The following is a 24,473-nucleotide window of genomic DNA, read 5'->3' as shown; positions in this document are numbered from 1 at the left end:
GCGACAATCAGTTCAGAGCGTTGCCGACGCCGATCACGGAGAAGGCCATCGACGACACGATGGAAACAAACTTCTGAAGATCGACGCCAGGGGCGTTGGAGACGTACAGAACGTCTCGATTGTGGATGGGGAATCCCTGAGCCACGAAGAAGGTCGCCGGGTTCCGCATGTCGATGCGGTAGATTACCGGGATCTTACCGTCCGGCGTTCGCCGCGCCGTGGCAGCCACCGCAGGGTCCAGGACTTCGGGCGATTCCAGCCTGAAGATGAACACGCCGCGCACATCGGCGCGCGAATCCTGCAGCCCACCAATCCGCCCCAATGCCTGGGCGAGGGTTAGCCCGGTTCCCTCGAAGCTGATCTCGGCATTGTTCGTCACGGCACCCAGTGCAGTGAAGCTGTAGGGCTGGAACAGGACCGTAACGACGTCCTGAGCGGACAAGTAGATGTTCTGCCGTGGATCGCGGATGATCGTTTCGAGGGGCATGGTAACGACGTTGCCGCCGCGGGCGATCTGGATCGTTGTCTTGCCGACGGACTGCTTCACACCCCCGGCCGCAGCGACGGCATCGAGCAGTCGCTCGCCCTTAGGGGTCAGCGGCAACACCGCGCTGGTGGTGACGTCTCCGACGATCGTGACGTTGGACGTCCGGTTGGTCACGATCCGTACCACTACCTGCGGCAGATGTGCCTTGCCGGCCAACCTGCCGACGATCAGCTTCTCCAGCTCGCGCGGGGTCTTCCCCGCGGCGGGGATCGCGCCGGCAAAGGGGAGCGTGATCATGCCTTCATCGTCCACGACCTGCTGCGGCAAATTGGCATTGCGTGCGACGGGCTCGATGCCGGGCATCGCGCTTTGCAGCATCATCGTGCCGAACAACGCTGCCGGGGGCGCCTCCCAGATCCCGATGTCCAGCGCGTCGCCCTTCCCGATGATCATGGCGGCAGGCACGCCCTCGCCGAAAGCCTCGGCAAAGCCCATGTGCTGATCGGCACGGAGGATGTTCCGCGCCACTGCGTCCGTGACGTCGATCACCTTGATTTCGGCGCCCGCATCCCTGGCCGAGTTGACGACGGCGCGCGCGCTCGGCCCGCTCGACCCAAGGCTGGTGCAGCCGGCAAGGACGATCGACAGCATCGGAACCGCCCATAAGGCGGCGGCCCGAGACCTGTGCTGTGACATTCGGGAACGCATCTACACTGAAACTCCAATTTTCATCACGGCCGCTCGAAGAGACACTCGGCTATCGCCCGGCGCGCATCGGGCGGGGACGTACGTGGCCGCCCGGACCAGCATTCCCCGCCGCAGCCCGGGTTCCGGGCCGCTTGCCTTCAGGCCGTAATACTAGCCTGTTCCTTCGCCCAGTCCACGAGCCGGCGAACGCCCTCGCGCGGCGTCACCTGCGGCGCCCAGGGGAGCGCTGCGAGCGTGTCCGCGATGTCGGCAACGGCGTAGCGTATGTCTCCCGGACGGAACTTGCCGTTCACCGAGCAGCGGCTTGCCGGCATGTCCAGCTCTTCCAGGATCCACCTCGCCGCGGCCAGGATCGACAGGGGCTCGCCCGTCCCGATGTTGAAGATCCTGCCGCCGATCGCCGGCGCGTCGCATGCCGCCACGAACGCGGCGACGACATCGTCGACGAAGACGAAATCGCGATAGATCTCCCCATCCTCATACACCCCGATGGACTCGCCGCGCATCGCCTGGCTGGTGAAGATGGACAGGACGCCCGTATACGGGTTTCGCAGCGACTGGCCGGGCCCGTAGACATTCTGCAGCCGCAGAATCACGTGATCCCAAGGGGCCGGAGTCTGCTGCAGCAGATATTCCTGCATCAGCTTGGTCGACCCATAGACCGAACCGGGTGCCGGCGGCAGGCCGACCGGGGTGGGTACCGGCGACAACACCGTTCCGCTCTCGTCGCGGACATCGAAGATGCCTGCAGCCATGGCGGCCGTGTCGCGCGGCGCGGGAATGGCAATCTGTCCACCGGCACCGCGATAGGCGCCCTCGCCGTATACCGCACGCGTTGCCGCCAGAAGCACGCGGCGCGGCGGGGTGGGCAGAGCCTTCATGCCTTCGATCAGGTTGGCGGTGCCCACCACGTTCACCTCGGCGTAGCGGCCGGGTTCATCGGCGGACTGACCCGTTCCCGTATCCGCCGCCAGATGGATTACCAGCTCCGGTGCCGTCGCGCGGAGCACCTCGTCCAGCTTCTGGCGATCGCGAATGTCTCCCACGATCAGCGTACCGGGCAGGTCGAGTACCGGCGAAGGCCCGTGCACCTGCTCCAGCAGATTGTCGTAAAGCGTCACGCTGGCGCCCGCCGCGTCCAACGCCTTGGCGAGCCGCGAGCCGATAAAGCCGGCGCCGCCAGTGATGAGGACGCGCGTTCCGGTAAGCGCGGGAGAGCCGGCAGAAGTCATTGTTTCATCCCGATGGTTTCGTGGCGGATGGATTGAGCCTCATCGAAAACGTTCAGCACCTGCGCGCGAAGATTGTCGATGGTATATTCCCTCCGTAGCCGCGCCTGGGCGTTACGGACAAGGTCGAACCGGTATTGGGGATCGTCCGCCAGCCTGCGGAATGCGGCGAGCCACTGCGCGTCGTCGTCCGCCAGAATGCCGCAGCCGTCGCTGCAGCAATCGTCATAGACCATTCCCGACGTTGCGATCACGGCGGCCCCTATCGCACTATATTCGACCCACTTGGTGTTCGCCTTCACCTCGTTGAACACGTCCCGTTGCAACGGGCAGATGCCGATGTCCCAACCAAAGGTCGCGAAATACTCAAGAAAGGCATGATAGTCGCGTACCGGCGGAGCGAGACTTACCCGCGAACCGAATTGCTCCAATTCGGCCGGCATAGGCATCGTACCAAATAACTCGAACTTTATTTCCGGACGCTCTTGCATGAACTGAACGAGCGTCGGCACGACCAGCGCAAGATCCTCCGCATGACCAAATCCCATATACCCCACCTTGAGCGTGGGGCGCAATTCCGCTTCGTTGATAACTTTTGTGGAACAATACACATTCCCATAAGTGTATCGGCGGTCGTATCCGATTTGCTGTAGACGATTTTGCAGTTTTTTGGTCGAGCAATAAACGAGATCGGTATTCTTTATGAGATAATCGATCGCGCCGAGACGTTCCGGTTTGTTATGCTCTCGGTATTTGACCTCGCCGATGGAAATCGGAACATTGAGGAGATCGTCATCGATATGAAAAATCGTGGCGACGCCATGCTCCCGCAGATAATTCAGCGCCCAATCGGACAGTAGGCCGCTGTAGCGGCAAAAGACGGCGATGTCGGGCCTGAAGTCGTCGATATGCTGCTGGAACCACAATTGGGCGCCGGGCCGCTTCCGCTTCTCTTCGGTCCTCAACTGCTTCTCGGTGATGAAGAGGACTTCGGCCAAGCCTGCATCGATCAGCGCCCGCAAGGGTTTCATGAAACTGATCTGGAGAGTGGCAATGTCGTTGTTCGCCACGAGCAGCATGCGAAGCGCGGAACCAGTGGCCCCGGTGCAGGTGCTCGAGATCAGCTCGAGAAACGCACGGCGCACCTTTTCTCGCTCGGTGACGATACCCGTGCGCTCGAGGAACGCCGCCTGGCGCTCCAGGAACGGTGCCGGGTCGCGCATGGCCGCCTCGGCAAAGGCAAGCCACTCCTCCGCCGTCGTGATCTTGGCCAGCCCGTCATAGGCGCTCGCGTCGATGGCCCCGTCGGGATCCTGCCACACGGCAGTGGGAATGCCGGCAAGCACCATGTCGATCAGCACGGACGAGGGGGCCGATATCCCGTACGCGAAGCGCGATAGGTCGAGCTTGTACATCGGCTCGTTGGCCAGCGTGACATTGGCCGGCAAGGGCACGGCGTTCCGGACGACATATTGGCCTCCAGGATGCGGGCGCAACGCCAGGGTGCTGCCCCGCGCCCGCAGCTCCTCGCTGAATACGTTGAACGTATCCATGTAGCTCGCCTTGAAGTCGCCGCCGGTGTTCAACCGCACCGAATGCAGATTCTCGCACACCAGCCCCTGCCGAGCGGCGCCGTTCGAGGTGCCGCGCGCGGCGTCATTGCCCGGCAGCAGCAGGCTGGCGGGGCCGGTGACCAACACCTTCGGCTTCTCGATCGCCGCCATCTCCCGCAGGCGGTCCACCGGCATCCAGCTGCACAGCATATCCGCCCCGAAGCGAATTTCCGTACCGAAGGCGATCGACTGCTCGCGGTTCTGCAGGAACCCGATGCACTCATATCCGTGCTGCAACGTGACGCGGGTGTACCCCGGGGGAGCTGAAACGAACAGATTGTGGCTGGTCGCGTGGGCGCCCAGGTTCGACTCGCTGCCGGCGAAGATGATCCCGCGTCCGCCCAGCAGAAGCGAATAGGCCTCATAGGTCTGGGAGAAATGCAGAACCGCGGCACCCGTTTCCGCCGCCAGTTGCTCGAGCTCCTGCCGCCAAGCACCCGTCTTGTCGCGCGCTGCAAATCGATCGGAGATCAGCAGGAGGATGTTGAAGTTGGTTTCCGCGTCGACGAACTTCGCGACCGGCCAAAGGATGTTCACATCCTGCAGCAGATCGAAAACGAACGCGACATTCGGTTTGTCATGCGACACGCGGGTTGGTCCCTTGCGGTGATGCTTCCGGCAAGCTCGCCGCTTGAAGTACGGCGTCCAGTTCGGATTCGGTGAAGGTGAGCGGCCCGAAAAGGTCGCGATATAGTGACTTGGTCTGTTCCATGACGCGGGGGTAGAGCATTACCCGGTCGAAGGCGCTGCGCGTCAGCAACGGCTGTATCGCAGTCAGCGACAGGCCTGTGGATGACGCGGCCTCCGGCAGCACCATCGGCGGCCCCTTGCCGAGCGATGCCGGTGCCGGCACCGCGAGGCGTGCCAGCGATGCCGGTAGGCGCGCCACCATCGTCTTGGAAAGGCGCAGGGCCGGCGTCTTGGCCTCGCCGAAGAAGCCCCAATGTGCGTCGAACGCGGTGCCGCCCGGCGTGAACGGCGATCCGAACGACAGCAACGCCTGCCCCTGGGCAAATTTGTGGACGGCGCCGCTGCTCTGATGCCCGTGCAGGATCGCGGACGCTCCTGCCGCTGAATCCGCGGGGGAAGCCGGCCGGCTTCTGACGTCCGCGAAGAAGCGACACAGCATGTCGGCTTCGCCATCCGGCGACGCCACGCTGGTCACCTTCTCCATCAACGCTGCGACGGATGCTGCGCCGTTACGCAGCTTGCCATCCTCCAGATCCGCAAGGATCAGGCGCGCGTCGCGGTAGAGGAAGGGATCAAGGCCGGCATATAGCGGATAGCCCGCGGAGAGGACCTGCGTTCCCCCGGTAAGCGCCGACAACGCGCGATTGGGAGATTTCGCGATACTGAAATTCTGGGCATTCACCGGCAGAAAGCTGATGAAGCTGGCGGCGAGCGCCTGGCGTTCACGCTCCTCGCTCCAGACGTCGATGGTAAAGCCCATCGGAAGCTGCCGCAGCGCCGCCAGCGTCTCCGGCACGAGCGCCCGCATATTGGTGAGGATGGTGAGGTCGACAGTGTACCCGGCTTCGGAAAACGCCGCCAGCTCCCGCCCGAACACCGCCAGATCATGCAGCCCGACCGGGAAATTGGGATTGTCCCCCATGCCGAACCACAGAATCGGCAGACGCCGCGTGGAGACGACCTGCTCCGCCTTGGCGGCAAGCGCGGTTGCCAGCGCGTCGGCATCGGGCAGAATCGCCGGATCGTTGAGAATATGCACCGGTTTCCCCGGCATGTAGCGATGGGCAATCGCCTCCATGCCGCGCGTTGAGCAAAGCGCGAAGGTTGCGGCATCGGCCACTGCCCGCAGCCACGCGCGCTGCTTTGCGAAGCGACTGTCCGTCGACTGGCTGAAATAATCGTCGAACAGATCGACGCCGACATCGATACCGGCGGCGCGCGCCGCATGTGTCGCCGCCACGCCCCGCGCGTCCTGGCACTTGCTCAGCAGCAGCAGGTCGGCGAAGCCTGCCGCGAGCTTGGGAAGCGAATCGATGGGGATAAGCGTCATGGCGACGCCGCGTGCCTCGAGCGCAACCGCCATGCGCTGATAGCGGATGCGGGCGCCGGCCTGCTCGACATATTGCGCCGAGGGGATGACAATCGCGAGCTTCATTGGCGGAAAAGCCGGAGGGCGGTCGTTCGATCGCGGGGAATGTCTGCCTCCACGACCTGCGTGTCGATTGCCCCGAGCGGGTCGAAGGCCGTCAGCGAGGTCGTCGCGAGGTTGCACGCGCCGGCCTTGATCGCTTCCAGCGCGACCGCCCGATGAAATGCGTCCATGTCGATGGTGGACTGGAGCTTCTCGGCCGTCTCGATCCAGGCCCCGCGGCGGGCAAGATAGAGCCGAGGAGACGGCGCCGCGACCGGAAACAGCAGCGGCAAGACCGCGTGGCCGAGATCGACCTCGCCAATCTGCCCCTCGCCCATGGCCATGGAACCACACACGAGGCGTTGCACCGCGCGTCCGCGCGGACCGCTAAGGTCGCTGGCGAGCGCGCAGCCGGCGGCGAAGATGTCGGGCTGCCGGAGCATCGACGCCAGCACCGCCGCCGTTCTGCGATCGGACAGGACCACGCCTTGTCGGAGAAACAGCACATGCTCGCTATCGGCAGACCGGGTGGCCGCGATCAACATGCCCGGCGTGGCAGGTCCATCCTGCGCCGGTGCCGTCACCTGCACGCGGGCAGCGGAGGCGTTGCGCGCGATCAGCGACGCCGCATCGTTGCGCCCCGCTCCGATCAGAACGAATTCCGCCACGTCCGCACCCGTCTGCGCGAGCACGCCCTCGACGCAGGCGAGAAGCCCGGCCTCTTCCGCGTCATGACAGTCCAGGATCACGGACATGCGTGCAGGCTCTGCTTCCGGCGCGAGCAGGGGATGCTGCGCATCCATCGGGACCGGGAACAGCCGGCGCGGATCCTGCGACGCAAGCATGCTCGATGGTCGCAACGCCAGAGGTTGCGCGCCAAGGCCGCGGGCCGCCCCGCCATCGCCGGCCAGATAGGGCAGCACCACCTGCTCGCCTGCCGGCGTGGAGGCGCCGGCGAAACGCGGCGGGATGGACAGAGCATATTGCGGCTCTGCCGCCAGGCTACCGGTACCGATTGCCGTCACCCGATCATCGTCTGCGGTAGCTCCCGAGCGCGCAAACAAAACCGAAAGCGACGGAATGCAATCGGCCGGGACCTTCAGCAGACCTCCCGTCACGCGCATCGGGCCGGGCGCGCCGGCCGCCATGCGTAGCTGATCGGACAGTGCCGCCCGGGCAGGCGACGCGGCATCATCGCCGCCCGCCCCGCTGACGGCCACGCCCAGTTGCTGGAGCCAGCCGGCCAGTGCCGGCTGCAAGAGCGGCTCCGTACCAATGGCGCTGCCCAGATCGATCTGCACACGCGCCACGGCATGGTCCGTCGCTGGATCGACCTGCTCGAGGATCCCGGCCGTGTACATGCCGAGCGCGTCCATCGGTGTGGAATCGGGGTGCGCCGCCGCCAGCTCGGCGAAATGTGCGCCGCGCCGGCACAATGACGGAAACGCGAGAAGCGTCGCATCCTGATAGACGCCCGCATCGTCCGTGATGACGACCAGCAGCGGCCTGAAATGGCTGACGACCGCCGCAGCGACTCGCTGCAGGCCGGGCGTGGCGAAGACCGCCTCGCCGACGATGTCGAGCCCCCCCTGCGCGTCGACCTGAAACACCCTTGCACCATAATGGCGGTTGTCGGGAGCCCGGCCCGCGCAGCTGATCCGGAAGTGGAGCAGCGTGTCGTTCTCGAACCAGATGTCGTCAATCGACACCGTCCCCGCGCACAGACGGAGACGAACCGCCTCCCGGGCCGGTGCGGCGGGACGTGCGGCGTCGCCGTCCAGATATGCGAGCCAGTCCAGGGCGGCATGCGGCGCGCCCTGCACCGGCGGCGCGATCGCCACGACCGCCGAACGCAAGATCAACGCGCCCGCAAGGGGAAGGTCGGACGTCTTGCACCAGGGCGCGATCACGTCGGCCAGCGCGGCATATCGCGGCGCGCGCGCGCGCCATAGGCGCGGCGGAACGGCCGGCGGCGCCGGTTCTACGGGCCGGGAGGCTGCGACTGCGCGCTTCGCGGCCTGCCTCGGCGCGACCGGTGCCGGCGCCGCGGGCACCGGGGAAGGCGCGCCGGACTTGGGCAGCCCGTGGCGCTTGGGCAGCGCCACCGCATCGGGCTGTGCGCGCCGGCCCTCCGCGCGACCATAGGTGATATAGTGCACCAGCGGGTTCATGCCCGCCGCCCGAACATCCGGGTTCTGCTCGAGGTAGAATTTGCCGTTGAACGCCGCGCTGGGTCCGCGCCCCTCAAGCCCGCCATGGCGTAGATAGTGACCGAGCGGATCCACCCCCTCGGCGGCGACGTCCGGGTAGCGGCGAAGATAATATGCGACGTCGAAGAGGCCGCTTTCCTCCACCGCCTTGCGGACCGACGCGTCCTGCTCGCGTCGCCGGCCGCCGGTGATCGCGCCGAACAGCTGGCCGATACGCTTCCCGAGCGACGCTTTGTGCCGGGGGGCTGTCTGCACCGCCTCCAGGCTGTGGATCGAGGCCGACAGCGCCTCGATCCGCGCGTCCCGCTTTGCGACCGCTGCCGCCCGGTCGCGGCGCAGATGCTCGATCGCGGTCTGGCGCTCCTTGGCGAGGCGCGTTCCCGCCTCCACCTTCGCTTCCAGCTCGGACACGGTCGCGCGGAGCGCCTTTTCCGCGGCGGCGGCGCTGGCCAGCTTCTTCGCAAGGCTCGCACGCTCCGCACTCGCCTTTGACGCTTCGGCCAGCTTCCGGGTCAGCGCGTCACGTTCGGACGTCATCGCCTTGCGCCCGGCCTCCGCGGCGGCGAGACGGGCGCGCATCCGCGCCAGTTCCTCGGCAGAGGCCTTTGCGCGATCGTTCGCGTCGCTGAGCTGCGCGGTGAGCTCCGCCAGGGCCGCACGCGCCTGCGACCGTTCTTTCAGCGTCCTGCCAAGTTCTTCCTCGACGGCGCTCCTGCGCCCGTCGCTGCGCAGCAGCGCATCCACGTCCTGCTGCCGAGCGGCAGCCGCAGCGTCGACGGCTTCCCGCAGCATTCGCTCGCGTGCAAGCGCGGCTTCGAACGCCTCCGCCTTCAGCTGCATCCGCTCCGCTGAAAGCGTCCGCTCCCCGGCAAGCGCGGCTTCGAACGCCTCCGCCTTCAGCTGCATCCGTTCCGCTGAAAGCGTCCGCTCCCCGGCAAGCGCGGATTCGAGCTCCTTCGCACGAACTTCGGACTGGCCCAGCTGGGCCTGGGCGACGCTGAGCCGTTCGGCCAGCTGCGCTGCCCTCTTGACGCTTTCGAGAAGGGCGGTCTGATGCTCGTTCTGGCTGCCTTCCAGCCTCGCGGCCCGCGCGGTGGCGGCGTCGGCATTCTCGCGAAGGACCGCGATCAGCGCCTCGAGCCCGGCGAGGCGCGATTTCCATTCGCGTTCGACCATTTCGCCGGCGGTGCGCGCTTCGGCAAGCGCGATCTCGTCGGTCCGCCGCGCCGCCTCCGTCTGCGCCAGCGCACCCTCCAGCTCGCCTACCCGGGCTTCCAGCGCGTCCTTGGAGGTGCGCAGCGCCCCCGCTTCGGTATCGAGGCCGGCACGGATTTTCCGCAGCTTCGCCGCCTTCGCCGTCAGGTCGAATGCCGCGTCGATCGGGCCGGACAGAATCCGGACGCTACGATCCAGATCTTCGCGCGCCGCATCGAGTGCGGCCCAGTCATCGCGCGATTCGCCTTTGTCGGCCCAGCGCTTCATCAACCGGTAAACGTCGTCGACCGAGCCCACCGCCCTGCTCGGCTGTTCGTCGACATGATGCCGGGCCGACGGCGCGATGAATGCACCGATTTCCTGGGCCGCGCTCGTCGGCGCGACCGGCCACGCAATCCCCAGCGCATCGGCGACATGCTCCGCCGTGCCCATCCAGTCGACGAGCAGGCTGTCATAGCGGAGGTGGCAGCGCACCAGCCCCCGCGTCGCCCGCTCCGCATCGAGAACATAGCGCAGCCAGAGAAGCTCGCCCAGCGGCGGATCGATGTCGTTCCGCTTCTGCAGCGATGCCGCGACTTCGGCCGGACTGCGATAGACGTGCACCGGCGCCGCGGCGATGCCAGCATCCTCCAGCGCACCCAGCCACAGGGGCGCCAGCAGGCAGGTGCGCGGATCCTTCAGCACGAACAGCCTGGCGGCCCCGTATTCGCGGGCGAGCAGGTCCACGGCGCGCTCGCGAAACGCGCGCGCCTCGCCGGTCTCGTACCAGCTAGGGTCCACGCCGAACGGTGTACGCCATTTGCTACCCGCCGCCTGCAACGCCGCGTCGTTCAGCGCCACGACCCTTTCGGGCTCCCAATGACCCAGCGGATTGCTCGCCACGCCCGAACCATCTTCGCCCAGCAGCGTCGACGGCAATGCCGCGCCGAGAAGCGAGAGCGTCCTGGTCAAAGCGGACGTGCCGCTTCGGTGCATTCCCAATATCAGAAGGCAGGTTCGCTTCGCGTTTCCGACCTCACCCTCGTCGGCCCCGGCAGCAAGGGGGGTCGTCGTGGATAGCGCACTTTTAACCTGTTCCATCGAGTGGGGCTCTTGCTTATGGTGCGAACGGAAGTCAATAACGCGGGACATGGACCCCTCGCGTTCGCTTGCCACAGCGACGCCAATAAAGATGCCGCGTGCCTAAACGAGATATTCGATCATCGTTGCTGTCTCGGGCTATGCGACCAATCTTTGCCCCGAGGAGTTTGGAACGTGGAGCGTCAAAGCACATGACTAATAAGACTTTCGCTGTGATTGGCAACTGCCAAGCGCGCCCTCTCAGCGATTATCTGGCCGCGATGCTACCAAATGCCATATTCCTTCCTGGTTTTTCTCGGGAAATAAACACCGGCATTATTTCTTTAGACGAGCTTGTCACGGCCGATACCTTGATCGTGCAGACGGTTATGGAAAAGCGGGTCCGAGCAGCACTACAGCAGGCGGGCATCGAGCGCGAAGTTATTCTTTGTCCGACGGTCTATTTTACTGGCTTCCACCCGGATTGCGTGTTCGTGCGCGGCCCCAAGGGTTTGATCTCCACACCCCTTCACAATAGCAACTCCGCGATTGCATTCGCTGCTTGGAAGGCAAAGCTTCCTGTCCACGAGGCGATCACGCTGTTCAACGAGAGCAGCTATCGAAGGCTGGGCTACTTCGACTATCTACAGTTGGCGATGGCGGAATTGGCGTCTGACGCCGAGGAGTGCGATCTCGATCTGGCCGCCGAGCAGGCCAGTTGGATGCGATCCGCGCCTTTTATGCACACGCCAAACCACCCGAAGCCGATCGTTCTCGCTGGCTTGGCAAGGGCGCTCGTCAAGAAGCTGGGTGAACAGCCGGCGCTCCGTTTCCCGGAAGGGCTGATTCCGGACCAGCTAACTACACACATGATTTGGCCTATTTACCCCGAGCTCGCCCAATCCTTCGGCTGCGACGGCGAGTATATCTTCAAGCCGCCTAGCGGGAAGCGTGCCTATGGCGACAAGCTAACCGCTTATTCGCTGGAAAGCTTTGTGTCCGCGAGCTATGATGTATATAACCAGTATGATCCTGCTGATCTGCAGTGCTCACGGCTGGATGACCAGCGCTATGCGGAGCTCATCGATAATCACGCAAAGCGGCAGTCAGCATCCTCCGGCCGTTCGCATCCTTATCGCGGATTGCCGGATCGCCAGTTCTGGCGAAAGGGCGTTTCCTCGGTACGGATGGAGGATTTCGATCCCGTGACGCCGCCGATGAAGCGTATCGGCCGAAACGACCGCATTGCTACCGCAGGTAGTTGCTTTGCGCAGCACATCGCAAAGGCGCTTTCCAAGTCGGGGTATAACTACTTCGTCGCAGAACAAGGCCCTGCAGACGAAACCGAGCGACTCCACCGCCAATTCGGCACGTTCTCGGCGCGCTACGGCAACATCTACACCGCAGCGCAACTCAATCAGCTATTTGATCGCGCGGCAGGCGCGTTTCAGCCCGAGGACATGGCTTGGACGCGGAGTGACGGGAGCCTCGTGGATCCATTCCGCCCAAGAGTAGAGCCGGACGGCTTTCATGATGTCGAATCCCTGCTGCGCGACCGCGATGCACATTTTGCGAGCGTCAACGAGATGTGGCGATCGCTCGATGTGTTCGTTTTTACGCTCGGGCTAACCGAGAGCTGGCAAGCAGTGTCCGACGGTGCGGTGTTCCCGCTCGCTCCCGGCGTTGTGGGTGGGGAAATGGACACCGCCAAATACCGCTTCCACAACTATTCCGCAGCGGAAATAGTTGTGGAAATGACGCAGTTTTTCAAGAAGCTTCGCAGCGTTAATGCCTCCGCTCGCGTCATCTTGACCGTTTCGCCGGTCCCGCTCGAGGCTACATACGCGCCCAACCATGTTTTGACTTCGACGACGTACAGCAAGGCGGCGCTGCGCGTGGCAGCCGAGGAGCTTTCGGCAGCACATGACTGGGTGGAATATTTTCCCTCCTTCGAAATAATCACTGGCAACTTCAATCGAGGGCGCTATTTCGGCGAAGACCTTCGCGAGGTAACTCCGGAGGGCGTTAGCCACGTGATGAAGCTGTTCTTGAAGCACTTCACCGTCGGAACCGCCTGTCCCGTCGCAGCCGCCAGGTCCGAGACGCGGGAAGGTCAGGCGGTTATTTGCGACGAAGAGGCGCTTCGCGTCTGAACCCTGTTCATCCTTAATCTAGTTAGGAATTATCGTGCCTTCCGAGATCGTTCTGTCCGAATCCGTAACCTTCTCGAACGATGCGCCCTTCGTGCTGATCGGCGGCATGAACGTGATCGAAGATCGCGACATCGTTCTGGAGACCGCGGGGAAGTTCGTCGAGGTGACGAAGGAACTGGGGATTCCCTATGTTTTCAAGGCCAGCTTCGACAAGGCGAATCGCTCTTCGATCAAGTCCTTCCGGGGCCCCGGCATGGAAAAGGGCCTCGAGGTTTTGGCCGAAGTCAAGGAACGCTTCGGCGTTCCGGTCCTAACCGACGTGCATGAGCCCTTCCAAGCAGCACCAGTGGCCGAGGTGGCAGACATCATCCAGCTGCCCGCGTTCCTCGCGCGCCAGACCGATCTCGTCGTCGCCATGGCGCGCACCGGCGCCGTCATCAACGTGAAGAAGCCGCAGTTTCTCGCGCCGCTCGAGATGGCGCACATCATCCGCAAGTGCGAGGAAGCGGGCAATGATCGCGTGATCCTGTGCGAGCGCGGCTCTTCGTTCGGCTATAACAACCTCGTCGTCGACATGCTGGGCATGGACCTGATGAAGCCGATGGCGCCGGTGGTGTTCGACGCGACCCACGCGCTGCAGAAGCCGGGTGGCCGCACCGACAGCGCCGATGGCCGTCGCGACCAGGCGTTCGCGCTGGCGCGCTCCGGAATCGCGCTCGGCATCGCGGGCCTGTTCCTCGAGGCGCACCCCGATCCGGACAAGGCGCTGTGCGACGGCCCGTGCGCCCTTCCACTCCATGCACTTAGCGGCTATCTTCAGCAGATGCAGGCGATTGATCGCGTTGTGAAATCTTTCGCCCCGATCGGGCGCGACTGAGCCGTGCCCGGCGCACCATGTCGCCGGGCGCTTGTCAGATTTCTTGGGAATATGGGATCGGGGTTTTGACAGACGAAACAGCTTTGAAGGTCTTCGTAGGCTATGACAGCCGGGAAGATATCGCGTGGCAGGTATGTCGCCACTCCATCGCTCGCCATTCGGGCGATGCGGTTCGCAGCATCCCGCTCCGCCAGCCGATGCTCCGCGAACTTGGGCTATACACGCGCCCCTTCGACAAGACGGCCTCGACCGAATTTTCCCTCACGCGGTTCCTGACGCCGTATCTCGCTGCGCAGACGGCCGGGTGGGTCGTGTTCTGCGACTGCGACTTCCTGTTCACCACCGACGTCCGGACGGTGCTGGACGGCCTCGACCCGAGCAAGGCGCTGTACTGCGTCCAACATGATTACACGCCCGCATTCGCGGTGAAGATGGACAACCAGCAGCAGACGACCTATCCCCGCAAGAATTGGTCGTCGTTCATGGTGTTCAATTGTGCGCACCCGGATGTCCAGGCGCTCACGCCCGACGTGGTGAACAGCGCTTCGCCGGCACATCTGCACAGGCTTGCCTGGATCGCCAAGGACGAGGATATCGGCGCGCTCGCGCTCGATTGGAATTTTCTGGTCGGCGAATATGAGAAGCCGGCGATGACGCCGCGCGTCATCCACTATACCAATGGCGGGCCCTGGTTCGACGAATGGCGTGAGGTCGATTATGGCGACCTTTGGCTCGAGGAAAACCGGCAGTACCAAGCCGCAGCCGATCGCGACGCGCTCGCGGCATAGGCGGTGCGTGGAGGAGCGGGTTGACCGCCCGCTCCTTCCATGGCGTGCGCCGCTTGTCTTTCACTCTTTCCCCGGGTCACCCTCGCGCCGCTTTCAGTCGCGCGTCGAGCGGCCCGGTCTCGCGGTTTGATCCGCACGTGGTTATGTGCTGGACTTACATTTGCGGCATGGTTAGCGCGTTGTGCAAACGTACCGACGCGCGCCGTGCCGCACGCGGTCGCCCTTTGAGAAGATTAGAACCGAAACCATGTTGAGTGCAGCGCGCCGCTGGCCCAAGAAGATCGACGGGCTGTTCATGTTGTCAGTGGCAATGCCGGTGATGATCGCGATTGTCTACTTTGGCTTTCTTGCTTCCGACATCTATATTTCGGAATCAAAGTTCGTCGTTCGCAGCCCGGAAAAGCCGGCGGCGACCGGACTGGGCATGATCCTGCAGACCGCAGGCTTTTCCAACGCCAGCGACGAGGCCTTCGCCGCCAAGGCCTTTGTGGAGTCGCGCGACGCGCTCCGCGCGCTGAACCAAGACGATTTCTATCAAAAGGCCTCGACGCGACCGGCCATCTCGATCGTCGATCGGTTCGCGCCGATGGGCGTGAACGATTCCTTCGAGGATCTCTATCGGTTCTACCAGTCGCATGTGACCATTCAGCAGGACAGCACGACGTCGATCAGCACCTTGTCGGTGCGGGCGTATACGGCACAGGACGCGCTGCGCATCAACAAGCGGCTGCTGGAAATGGCGGAGGCGACCGTCAACAAGATAAATCAGCGCGCGCGGCAGGATCTGATCGGCTACGCGACGACGGAGGTTCAGGAAGCGAAGGAAAAGGCGAGCAGGGCGTCGCTCGCGCTCGCCGCGTACCGCAACCGCAACCATATCGTCGATCCGCAGATCCAGGCCACGGCAGGCCTGCAGATGATCTCCAAGCTCCAGGACCAGCTGATCCTGTCGCAGACGCAGTTGAAGCAGCTTCGCGCCTTCACGCCTGCCAACCCGCAAATCCCCATCCTGCAGCGCAACATCTCCGATATCCAGTCGGAAATCGCGAAGCAGATGAGCATGATCGCCGGTGGCCGGACCTCGCTGGCCGCATCGGCGGTCGACTATGAACGCTTCTCGCTGGAGAACCAGTTCGCCGAGAAGCAACTCGCGGGTGCCCTGGCCTCGCTTGAGGAAGCACGGAACGACGCGCGGCGCAAACAGGCCTATGTGGAGCGCATCGTGGAGCCCGCCCTGCCGGAATCCCCCGAGGAGCCGCGGCGCCTGCGGGGCATCATCGCGACGCTGCTGATCGGGCTGGTCAGCTGGGGCATCTTGTCGATGCTGTATTCGGGTATTCGTGAACATGGCAGCTGAGCGCCACACGCCTGTCGGCCTGGAACGCGGTTTTCGCGGCGCTCTGCGCGTACAGTTGCGCGTGATCTACGCGCTGCTGATGCGCGAACTGCTGACACGCTACGGCAGAAACAATCTCGGGTTCCTGTGGCTGTTTCTCGAGCCGATGATGTTCACGATCGCGATCACGCTGATCTGGACGGCGACGAGGAGCATCCACGGTTCGGACATTCCCATCACCGAGTTCGCGCTGACGGGATATTCGGCCATGCTCCTGTGGCGGAACCTGCCCGGGCGCTGCATGAGTGCGGTTCAATCGAACATCCACCTGCTGCACCATCGGCAGGTCACGGTGATCGACGTCTATTATTCACGAATCCTGCTGGAAGAAGGCGCGGTGACGACAAGCTTCGTCGTCCTCGGCGTGCTGTTCTGGGTCTATGGCTGGCTGGTGCCGCCCGAGGATGCCCTGCAGGTACTTGCCGGCTGGCTGCTGCTGGCCTGGTTCGGCATCGGCCTTGCCTTGACCTTGGCAGCGCTGGCGGACCGGTACGAAATCGTCGAGAAGCTCTGGTCGCCCTTGTCGTACATGCTGTTCCCCTTCTCGGGCGCGGCCTTCATCGCCGACACCTTGCCCGAAAAGGCGCGTGAAATCGTCCTGTATCTGCCGATGTTGCATGCCGTCGAATTCATCCGGGACGGCTTTTTCGGCTCGCATTTCACGGCCCATTACAGCCTTTCGTATCTGTGCGCATGGAATCTCGGCCTGTCGCTGTTCGGACTGAGCCAGGTGCGCCTGATTGGCGGCAGCGAGCAAGAATCATGATCCGGCTTCTGGACATCACCAAACGCTACCCCGTGAAGGGCGGCGAACGAACGATCCTGAACAAGGTGAACTTCGACATTCGTCCCGGCGAGCGCATCGGCGTTCTCGGCCGCAACGGTGCGGGCAAGTCGACGCTGACCCGGATTGTGAGTGGCGCGGAAAAGCCCACCGCCGGCAAAGTCGAGCGGGAGATGAGCGTCTCCTGGCCGCTCGCGTTCAACGGCGGTTTTCACGCCAGGCTTACGGGCGCGGACAATCTTCGTTTCATCTGCCGCATCTATGGAGTCGACTTCAAGGAGCGCTTCGAATTCGTCCAGGATTTTTCCGAGCTGGGCAGTTTCATTGACGAGCCCGTCAGGATTTATTCGTCGGGCATGAAGGCGCGACTGGCATTTGCCATTTCCATGGTGATCGATTTTGATTGCTTTCTGATCGACGAGGTCATCGCGGTAGGTGATGAACGTTTCCGTGAGCGTTGCCGCGTGGAATTGTTCGAAAAGCGCAAAGACAAGGCCATGCTTCTTGTCTCACACAGCAGGCGCTATCTGGAAGATGTCTGCAACAGATTTCTACTGTTGAACGACGGCCACATAGAAGAATATCCCGATTTCGGTATAGCTCTGAAAGAATACAAAAAGATCATGAGCTATTCCAGTTCGGATCAGTAAATTTCATTTCCTGCAATTGATCTTAACGCGTTGGGTTTGTAAGGGGTTCAGCAAGATGGCGACAGCTATTCACTCGCAATCAGATACAGGTGTTCAGAAGCTGCTCGAACGCGGTATCGAGGTTGTCCATATCGAGAAGGATGCTCTCGCCAAGCTGGCCGAGTCACTCGACGACACCTTCATCGCGGCGTGCGAAGCGATCCTCGGCTGCCGGGGACGGGTCGTCATCACCGGCATGGGCAAGTCCGGTCATGTGGGGCGCAAATTCGCGGCGACGCTGTCCGCAACGGGAACGCCCTCCAGCTATGTGCACCCTGCGGAGGCAGCCCATGGCGACCTCGGCATGCTCGTCCCGGGCGACGTGCTGGTGGTGCTGTCGAACTCCGGCAACACCAATGAGCTTCGTCCGTTCCTGGCATATGCGCGCACGATCCGCGTCCCCGTTGTCGGGATCGCATCGCGGGTCGATTCACTGGTCATGCAATTTGCCGACGTGAAATTGTGCATCCCGGCGCTCCGCGAGGCCTGTGCGGCGAACATCGCGCCGACGACGTCCACGACGGTCCAGCTCGCGCTCTGCGATGCCCTGGCGATGGCGGTGATGGATGCTCGCGGCTTCTCGCGCGATGGCATGAAGGCCTTGCACCCCGGCGGTGCGATCGGACTGCGTCTCACCTCGGTTTCGGAGATCATGCACGGTATCAGCCGCATGCCCCTTGTCAGCCCGACGGAAGAGATGAAGAAGGTCATCAGCGTCATGACGGCCGGCGGGTTCGGTATCGCGGGCGTCGTGGACGAAACCAGCAAGCTGCTCGGCGTGATCACGGACGGCGACATTCGCCGGCACTTTGATGTGCTGCAACGCGCCACGGCCGAAACGGTGATGTCGCGCACGCCGCGGATCATCGGCGCGGATCTTCTTGCGGAAGATGCACTGCGCTTCCTCAATGACGAGAAGATAACCTGCGCCTTCGTGTGCCGTCCGGAGGATCAGGATGCCGTCCCGGTCGGCATCGTACACGTCCATGACTTCATCCGGTTGGGCCTCGCATGACCACCAGCGGCAAGCCGAGCTTCGCCATCATCATCCCCGCGCGGTATGCGTCCACACGCTACCCCGGGAAGCCCCTGGCCAAGCTCAAGGGCGCCAGCGGCATTTCGAAGTCGCTGATCCAGCGCAGCTGGGAATGCGCGATGCAGGTACCGGACTGCGCCGGCGTCTGGGTGGCGACGGATGACGACCGCATCGTGGCGGAGGTCCATGGATTCGGCGGCCAGATCGTGATGACATCGCCGGATTGCGCGAACGGCACCGAACGCTGCGCCGATGCGCTGCGAACGCTGGGCAATGTCGCGGACGTGATCGTCAACCTGCAGGGCGATGCGCCGCTTTCCCCCGCCAGCCTGATCCCCGCCCTGATCGACCGGCTCACCGCCGACGCGACCGCGGCGATGGCCACGCCGGCCGTGCGGGCATCGGCCCAGACGGTGCAGCACCTCCTGACCGACGCAGCCGCCGGCCGTGTGGGCGGGACGACGGTCGTGATGAACGCCGCGGGGCAGGCACTCTACTTCTCCAAGGCCATCATCCCCTACATCCCGCGGACCGGCAAACCGCAGGACCTGGCGGACGTGCACCTGCATCTGGGCATCTATGCTTACAGGCCCAGCGCCCTGGAGCAGTATGTCGCCCTGCCGCCGTCGCCGCTGGAGCTTGTCGAGGGTCTGGAGCAGCTCCGCTTCCTGCATCTGGGGCTGCCGGTGTCGCTCCTGCAGATCGACGCGCTTCCGTGGAACGTCATCGAGCTCAACAATCCCAGCGACGTGCCTTTGATCGAAACCGAACTCGCGAGGCTCGGCATCGACTGAGCCCCGCCCGGACGCCGTGATCGGTGGTCGTGCGGGGCATCGCGCGGTGCGGGACGCAGCGTCGTTCCTTACGGCCGCCAAGTCGAAGGCTGCATCAACGAAGCACCCACCGTACGGGCCGGGCGGCCCGCAGCCTGTGGAGGATCAGCAGGGCTGCGCGCCGCCAGCCCCTTGTGCCACGCGCCACCTGGAACAGGATCGCCCAGAAGTCCGGCACGACCGAGCCGCGCGAGTCCAGCGACCGGTATAGCCGCCAAAATTGTTCGGCGCCCAGCGCGCGGGGCATGTTGAACACGCCATGATAGCCGAAACTGTCGCGCAGAAGGCCCGCGCGCTCGGTCGAGAAGCGGTCCGCGACATCGGGGGGCGCGAAGCGGAGACCTTGCTCCTCCAGCTGGGGTCTATACGCCCGGCAGATGGCCAGGTCCTCGGGATGGGCATAAGGAAGATCCCCGGTGGCGCACGCGTCGAGCAATCGCCGGCTCCGCAGCGAAAACCCGCCGTTGCCGACGTCCGCCCCGTCCCTGAACTGGGGCCACCGCGCTCCGATATAGTCATAGTCGAGAAACTCGGGGCGCCACCTGCCTGCCGAAAGCACATGGCCGTCCCACTGCACAACAAGGCAGTGCGAGGTCTCAACATATGCATGCAGCGACTTTATCATGAAGGTCGAATAGTCTTCTGCGGAGCAGATGCGCGGGATCGCTACGACGCGTATTTCGGGATCGGGTGGCGAAAGGTCCGCGTCCGTCAGGATCACCACGGCGCCGAACTGGATCTGGGAGATGCAGCATTCGACCGCCGCGAGGGTCGCCGCGACGTTGACGGAGGTGACCGCGCACAGGGTTACCGCGGGAAGCTTCAATCGGTCGGGTGCCGCGCGCGTGGCGGCTGGTGCGACGGGCCCGTTCACAGCCCGACCACGAACTGCTCGCTGAAACGGCTAAGATCCGGGTGATGGAAGGGGTCCGAGCGATGGTCCGTGGCCCAGCGGCTTTTCAGCGCGGCCAGCTCGCGCGCAAGCCGGGCCGCCCCCACCGGGTCCTTGTCAAAGCCCCGCGACAGCGATTCGTGATGAACGAGCGTGGCGCGCGGTTCATAGAGGCTGCGCCAGCCGCGCGCGTTCAACTTCATGCATAGATCCACGTCGTTGAAGGCGACCGCAAAGGCTTGCGCATCCAGTCCGCCGACTTCGAGAAACCGCTCGCGCAGGACCACCAGACACGCGGCGGTCACGGCGGAGGTGAACTGCGGTAGCGCATGCCGCCAGAAATATCCCTCCTCCTCGGGATCCTGCAGGCGATGGGCATGTGCAGCCCCGCCTCCCACGCCCAATACCACGCCGGCATGCTGAATCCGCCCATCGGGGTACAGCAGTCTTGGACCGACCGCACCGACATCGGAACGGCCTGCCTGCGTCGCCAGAATGGCCAGCCAGTCCCGCTGGGCAATCTCGACATCGTTGTTGAGCATGCAGATCATCCGGCCATCGGCTTCCGCCACCGCCCGATTGTTGATCGCCGAGAAATTGAACGGTCCTGCGTGCCGGAGAACGCGGCAGGATCTGCCATCGATCTGCGCCAGCAGTGCAAGGGCCTCCGGCTCGTCACTGCCATTGTCGACTACGATCGTATCAAATCCGGGATATTGCGTGGCCGCCAGCCCATCCAGGCACACGGCCAACAGATCGGCCCGATTGCGCGTGGGCACGATCACCGTCACCGGCGGCAGCGCGTCCCGAACGATCGTCAGCGGCGCGATGGGGGTCTTTCGGGGTCTGCGCTGCCGATGATGCAGGATCTCCGTCAGTCGAACGGGATGCGCCCGATCGGCAACGGCGTGCACGAGCCGGGCGACCCAATCCGCCCCGCCTTCCACCGCACCGATCTCCGTGGTGCGCGCGCGTAGAATGCAGCTGCCTGAAAGATAGTCGAAGTGGCAAAACAGTTCGGCATTCCATGCCGGCTTGAAGTGCGGGCGTGTATGGCTGTGGCCGTTCGGATCGACGATGTCGTCATCAGCGTAGATCAACGCCGCGTCCGGCTCAGCCTCGGCAATGGCGCCGACATAGGCTGCGGCAGCCCCCCGCGCCACGCGATCGCCGGCATAAAGCGGCATCAGCCATGTATCCTGCAGCGGACCCGGGAGTCGTTCGAGGAGGCCTGCCCCATCGCGCGCATGGGGACCGTCGACGACGATGGCAGCGATGCCGGCCGCATCCAGGCTTTGCAGCGTCGCCTCGACGCTGCCCCCACCGTGAGCGTCGATCAAGGCGACGATAGGCACGTACCCGCCCCCGATCGGTGCCGGCCGCGCCGCGTTCCGCAGCCTCCAGAGCTGGAAGGCTCCGCTGCTCGCCCCCAGCAGCGGAGCGAACTGGTTGCGCGCCCGCAGCCTCTTCCCCCGCAAATACCACCAGCAGGCGATCAGATACGCCCGCGGGGCCCGCCGAAAAGCTCCACTATGTACGGAAAAAGCTAGCAGCTTTAGGGCAATAACGCGGATCACCGGCCGCATGTCGTCACGTAGCATGGCCCCCCGGGATAGCTAAAAGCGGGAAGCAAACAAGACCGTCGATGCGATGCCAGAATATTTCCGGCCGATCGGGAGTAGCGGACCAGCTCGCGGGGTCACCGGCCGCGCATCACTCGGCCGGACCAACGTCTGTCTGCGCGTCCTGTCGCCGCGGACGCTAACCAAGGCGCGACCGGTTCGAAATTTTCGCACCGCGGCGAAACCCGCCGCCCTCCCCTACGTTCAACGCGCAACCAGAGGGAGGACATCACATGGCTTCGGCCGTTTTCGGCACCGGGTGCGCGCGCGCATGAAGCTGCCCGGGACCGACGATTCTTCGACGCTTCTCCACGACCTGCGCAGCGACACGCGCAGCGTCGGCATCCTCACCTTCCATCGCTGCATCAACTACGGCTCGTACTGGCAGGCGCGCTGCCTGGCCGAGGGCGTCCATGCACGCGGCCATCGGGTGATGTTGCTCGATCATGAGTCGCCGCGCGTGACGCGCGCCGAATGGCGAAGCGCGCTCCAGCCGACGCTTCCGGTGCGCGCCAGCGCCGAGGATCGGCGTCATTACGGCGCCAAGCTGCGCAAATTCCTCTGCGCGTTCGACGCCTTGCCGCTGTCCCCGGGATTCGACCTGGTCGATCCGCTGGAGATGCCCCATGTCGATACCGTGCTGGTCGGCAGCGACGAGGTGTGGAACCTGCGCCACCCCTGGTATGGCGGTGCGTCGATCTTCTTCGGCCAGGGCCTCAACGCCGAATGCGTCGCGGCCTATGCCGCCAGCTTCGGCAGCTATGACGCCGATGCCGGGCTCGACGGCTATTGGCAGGACCAGCTGCGCCGCTTCGACATGATCGCGGTGCGCGACGCCAACAGCCGCCGACTGGTCGCCGAGGCTATCGGCCGCGACCCGGCGCTGGTGCTCGATCCCTGCCTGCAGTTTCCGCCCGCGCCCGACGCGGCGGTGGCGGTACCCGAAGGGCGCTATGCCCTGGTCTACGGCCATAGCATGCCCGACGCCTTCACCGACGCGGCGCGTGCCTGGGCATCGTCGCGTGGCATCCGGCTGGTCAGCATCGGCTATCGCAACGACTGGGCGGACGAACAGTGGCTGGATGCCGGCCCGCATGATTTCGCCGCCGCGATGGCCGGCGCGGAGGCGGTGCTCACCAACTTCTTCCATGGCTGCGTGTTCGCCCTGCTCAACGACAGGCCCTTCGCCTGCGCAACCTCGCCGTACCGCATGAACAAGGTGCGCGACCTGACCGAGATGGTCGGCGCCGAGCGGCATCTGCTCGTGCCCGGCGCCCCGATCGATCTCGCCGCGATCCTCGACGCGCCGCTGCCCCCCGCGATCGGCACCCGGATCGCGACAATGCGTGACCAGTCGAACGCGTATCTGGACAAGGTGCTTGGCTGAGGCGCTCAGCCCGGCCGCCATTGTTCGCTCCGGATTGTGCATCGGCTGCGGCGGCTGTGCGTCGGATGACGGCGGCGGGCATATGGGCTGGGACGGCTATCGCCAGCTGAAGCCGCAAGGGCCGCCCGGCTGGCGCGAGACGCCGACGCCGCGCTTTGCCGCCACCTGCCCCTTCTCACCGCAAGCGGCGGACGAAGATGCCATCGCCGGCGACCGCTTCGCCCAGGCGCCGGTGGCCGACGCGCGGATCGGCCGTTTCGAATCCGCCTATGTCGGCCATGTCGCCGAAGGGGCGTTCCGCGCCGGCGGCAGCTCGGGCGGCATGGTCAGCTGGGTCGCGGCGGAGCTGCTGCGGCGGGGAATGATCGACGGCGTCGCGCATGTGGTGCCGCTGCCGGGACCCGGCGCGCCGCATTTCGGCTATCGCATCTCCCGCAGCCTGGCGCAGATCGCCGAGGGTGCCCGCTCGCGCTACCATCCGGTGCATCTCGCCCATGTGCTGGACGAGATCCGCCGCGTGCCAGGACGCTATGCCGTGGTCGGCGTGCCCTGTTTCATCAAGGCGGTGCACCTCGCCCGCGCCGCCGAGCCGGTGCTCGCCGAACGCATCACTGCCACGCTCGGGCTGTTCTGCGGGCACATGAAGAGCGGGCGGCTGGTCGACAGCTTCGCCTGGCAGCTGGACGTCGATCCGGGCGCGGTTGCCGCGGTCGAATATCGCCGCAAGGATGCCGATCGCCCTGCCAACTGGTACACCGCGCACCTGACCCTCGCCGACGGCAGCGCGCGCTGGCAGGACTGGTGGCATCTGGCGGACGGCGACTGGGGCGCGGGATTCTTCCAGAACAGCGCGTGCAACATGTGCGACGACGTCGTCGCGGAAACCGCCGACATCGCGTTCGGTGATGCCTGGGTGGAACCCTATTCTTCGGACGGCCGCGGCACCAATGTCGTGATCGTGCGCGCACCCGTGCTGCGCGATCTGGTCGCGGCGGCGATCGGCGACGGGCGGCTGGCGCTCGACGCGGTGGACGCCGGCTTCATTGCAGGCACGCAGGATGCCGGGCTGCGCCATCGGCGCGAGGGGCTCGCCTATCGGCTGACCTGGACGCGGCGGGGGATCCGCCCGAAGAAGCGGGTGGCGCCCAACGCCATGGGGATCGGATGGCGGCGCAAGCTGGTCTATCGCACCCGCGCCGGGATCGCCGCCTGGAGCCACCGCATCGCCTGGACGGCGGACCGGATGGGAATGCCGGGGCTGTATATCGGCTGGGCCAGGGCCGCGCTCGGCCTCTACCAGGCGCTCACCTATTCGCGAGGCCGGCTCGGCGCATGGCTCGACAGGCTGGAGCGCCGCTGACGGGATCCCGGCCGAGCGGTAGCCCGGCCGGGAA

Annotated in this window: 17 protein-coding genes; 10 read left to right on the top strand and 7 right to left on the bottom strand. The window is 64.7% G+C overall.

Features of this window, described 5'->3' with window-relative positions; translation table 11 throughout:
• Nucleotides 1-7: 7 nt before the first annotated feature.
• The 5 genes from S2M10_RS21625 to S2M10_RS21605 all read right to left on the bottom strand — a co-directional run bounded on the left by S2M10_RS21625 (nucleotide 8) and on the right by S2M10_RS21605 (nucleotide 10,514).
• Nucleotides 8-1,138 carry a polysaccharide biosynthesis/export family protein gene (locus S2M10_RS21625; RefSeq protein ID WP_211091214.1) on the bottom strand — a complete coding sequence of 377 codons (1,131 nt, stop codon included), beginning with the start codon at nucleotides 1,136-1,138 and terminating at the stop codon, nucleotides 8-10.
• Between the two features lie 194 nt (nucleotides 1,139-1,332).
• Complete coding sequence (locus tag S2M10_RS21620) at nucleotides 1,333-2,427, bottom strand: NAD-dependent epimerase/dehydratase family protein (protein ID WP_168847922.1); 1,095 nt, start codon at nucleotides 2,425-2,427, stop codon at nucleotides 1,333-1,335.
• Nucleotides 2,424-4,625 carry a glycosyltransferase gene (locus tag S2M10_RS23165; protein ID WP_168847921.1) on the bottom strand — a complete coding sequence of 734 codons (2,202 nt, stop codon included), beginning with the start codon at nucleotides 4,623-4,625 and terminating at the stop codon, nucleotides 2,424-2,426. The genes S2M10_RS21620 and S2M10_RS23165 overlap by 4 nt, the downstream gene beginning before the upstream one ends.
• Nucleotides 4,615-6,162, bottom strand: coding sequence for a hypothetical protein (locus S2M10_RS21610; protein ID WP_168847920.1), 1,548 nt, complete (start codon nucleotides 6,160-6,162; stop codon nucleotides 4,615-4,617). Before S2M10_RS21610 ends, S2M10_RS23165 begins: the two co-directional genes overlap by 11 nt.
• A complete protein-coding gene (locus S2M10_RS21605; RefSeq protein ID WP_168847919.1) occupies nucleotides 6,159-10,514 on the bottom strand; it encodes a hypothetical protein in 4,356 nt (1,451 codons plus the stop codon). The genes S2M10_RS21610 and S2M10_RS21605 overlap by 4 nt, the downstream gene beginning before the upstream one ends.
• A 320-nt stretch (nucleotides 10,515-10,834) precedes the next feature.
• Between S2M10_RS21605 and S2M10_RS21600 the strand changes: the two genes are divergently transcribed.
• The 8 genes from S2M10_RS21600 (at nucleotide 10,835) to kdsB (ending at nucleotide 19,139) form a co-directional block, all read left to right on the top strand.
• Complete coding sequence (locus S2M10_RS21600; protein WP_168847918.1) at nucleotides 10,835-12,775, top strand: GSCFA domain-containing protein; 1,941 nt, start codon at nucleotides 10,835-10,837, stop codon at nucleotides 12,773-12,775.
• A gap of 34 nt (nucleotides 12,776-12,809) precedes the next feature.
• Nucleotides 12,810-13,652 (top strand): 3-deoxy-8-phosphooctulonate synthase, encoded by an 843-nt coding sequence (gene kdsA, locus S2M10_RS21595; protein WP_168847917.1) that lies wholly within the window; start codon nucleotides 12,810-12,812, stop codon nucleotides 13,650-13,652.
• An 83-nt stretch (nucleotides 13,653-13,735) separates the two neighbouring features.
• Nucleotides 13,736-14,440: a glycosyltransferase gene (locus S2M10_RS21590; protein WP_168847916.1), complete on the top strand. Its 705-nt coding sequence runs from the start codon at nucleotides 13,736-13,738 to the stop codon at nucleotides 14,438-14,440.
• A 247-nt stretch (nucleotides 14,441-14,687) separates the two neighbouring features.
• Nucleotides 14,688-15,797, top strand: a complete 1,110-nt coding sequence (locus tag S2M10_RS21585; protein ID WP_168847915.1) for a hypothetical protein — start codon at nucleotides 14,688-14,690, stop codon at nucleotides 15,795-15,797.
• Nucleotides 15,787-16,602 carry an ABC transporter permease gene (locus tag S2M10_RS21580; RefSeq protein WP_168847914.1) on the top strand — a complete coding sequence of 272 codons (816 nt, stop codon included), beginning with the start codon at nucleotides 15,787-15,789 and terminating at the stop codon, nucleotides 16,600-16,602. Before S2M10_RS21585 ends, S2M10_RS21580 begins: the two co-directional genes overlap by 11 nt.
• The gene (locus S2M10_RS21575; protein ID WP_168847913.1) at nucleotides 16,599-17,270 is read left to right on the top strand and encodes an ABC transporter ATP-binding protein; all 672 of its coding nucleotides are present in this window, start codon (nucleotides 16,599-16,601) and stop codon (nucleotides 17,268-17,270) included. Before S2M10_RS21580 ends, S2M10_RS21575 begins: the two co-directional genes overlap by 4 nt.
• 55 nt (nucleotides 17,271-17,325) lie before the next feature.
• Nucleotides 17,326-18,324: a KpsF/GutQ family sugar-phosphate isomerase gene (locus S2M10_RS21570; protein ID WP_168847912.1), complete on the top strand. Its 999-nt coding sequence runs from the start codon at nucleotides 17,326-17,328 to the stop codon at nucleotides 18,322-18,324.
• Nucleotides 18,321-19,139, top strand: coding sequence for a 3-deoxy-manno-octulosonate cytidylyltransferase (gene kdsB / locus S2M10_RS21565; RefSeq protein WP_168847911.1), 819 nt, complete (start codon nucleotides 18,321-18,323; stop codon nucleotides 19,137-19,139). The genes S2M10_RS21570 and kdsB overlap by 4 nt, the downstream gene beginning before the upstream one ends.
• Nucleotides 19,140-19,233: 94 nt before the next feature.
• On the opposite strand, the gene S2M10_RS21560 is transcribed toward kdsB, so the two are convergent.
• Both S2M10_RS21560 and S2M10_RS21555 read right to left on the bottom strand, forming a co-directional pair.
• The gene (locus tag S2M10_RS21560) at nucleotides 19,234-20,004 is read right to left on the bottom strand and encodes a DUF5672 family protein (protein WP_168847910.1); all 771 of its coding nucleotides are present in this window, start codon (nucleotides 20,002-20,004) and stop codon (nucleotides 19,234-19,236) included.
• Nucleotides 20,005-20,048: 44 nt separating this feature from the next.
• Complete coding sequence (locus tag S2M10_RS21555) at nucleotides 20,049-21,656, bottom strand: glycosyltransferase family 2 protein (RefSeq protein WP_168847956.1); 1,608 nt, start codon at nucleotides 21,654-21,656, stop codon at nucleotides 20,049-20,051.
• Between the two features lie 307 nt (nucleotides 21,657-21,963).
• Between S2M10_RS21555 and S2M10_RS21550 the strand changes: the two genes are divergently transcribed.
• Complete coding sequence (locus S2M10_RS21550; RefSeq protein WP_168847909.1) at nucleotides 21,964-23,079, top strand: polysaccharide pyruvyl transferase family protein; 1,116 nt, start codon at nucleotides 21,964-21,966, stop codon at nucleotides 23,077-23,079.
• Nucleotides 23,072-24,439 carry a Coenzyme F420 hydrogenase/dehydrogenase, beta subunit C-terminal domain gene (locus S2M10_RS21545; protein ID WP_247650952.1) on the top strand — a complete coding sequence of 456 codons (1,368 nt, stop codon included), beginning with the start codon at nucleotides 23,072-23,074 and terminating at the stop codon, nucleotides 24,437-24,439. The genes S2M10_RS21550 and S2M10_RS21545 overlap by 8 nt, the downstream gene beginning before the upstream one ends.
• The last annotated feature ends 34 nt before the right edge of the window (nucleotides 24,440-24,473 follow it).

The organism is Sphingomonas sp. S2M10 (assembly GCF_012650175.1).
Lineage (GTDB): Bacteria > Pseudomonadota > Alphaproteobacteria > Sphingomonadales > Sphingomonadaceae > Sphingomonas.
Note: the sequence above shows the minus strand (reverse complement) of the source record. Positions and strands in the feature narration are given on the sequence as shown.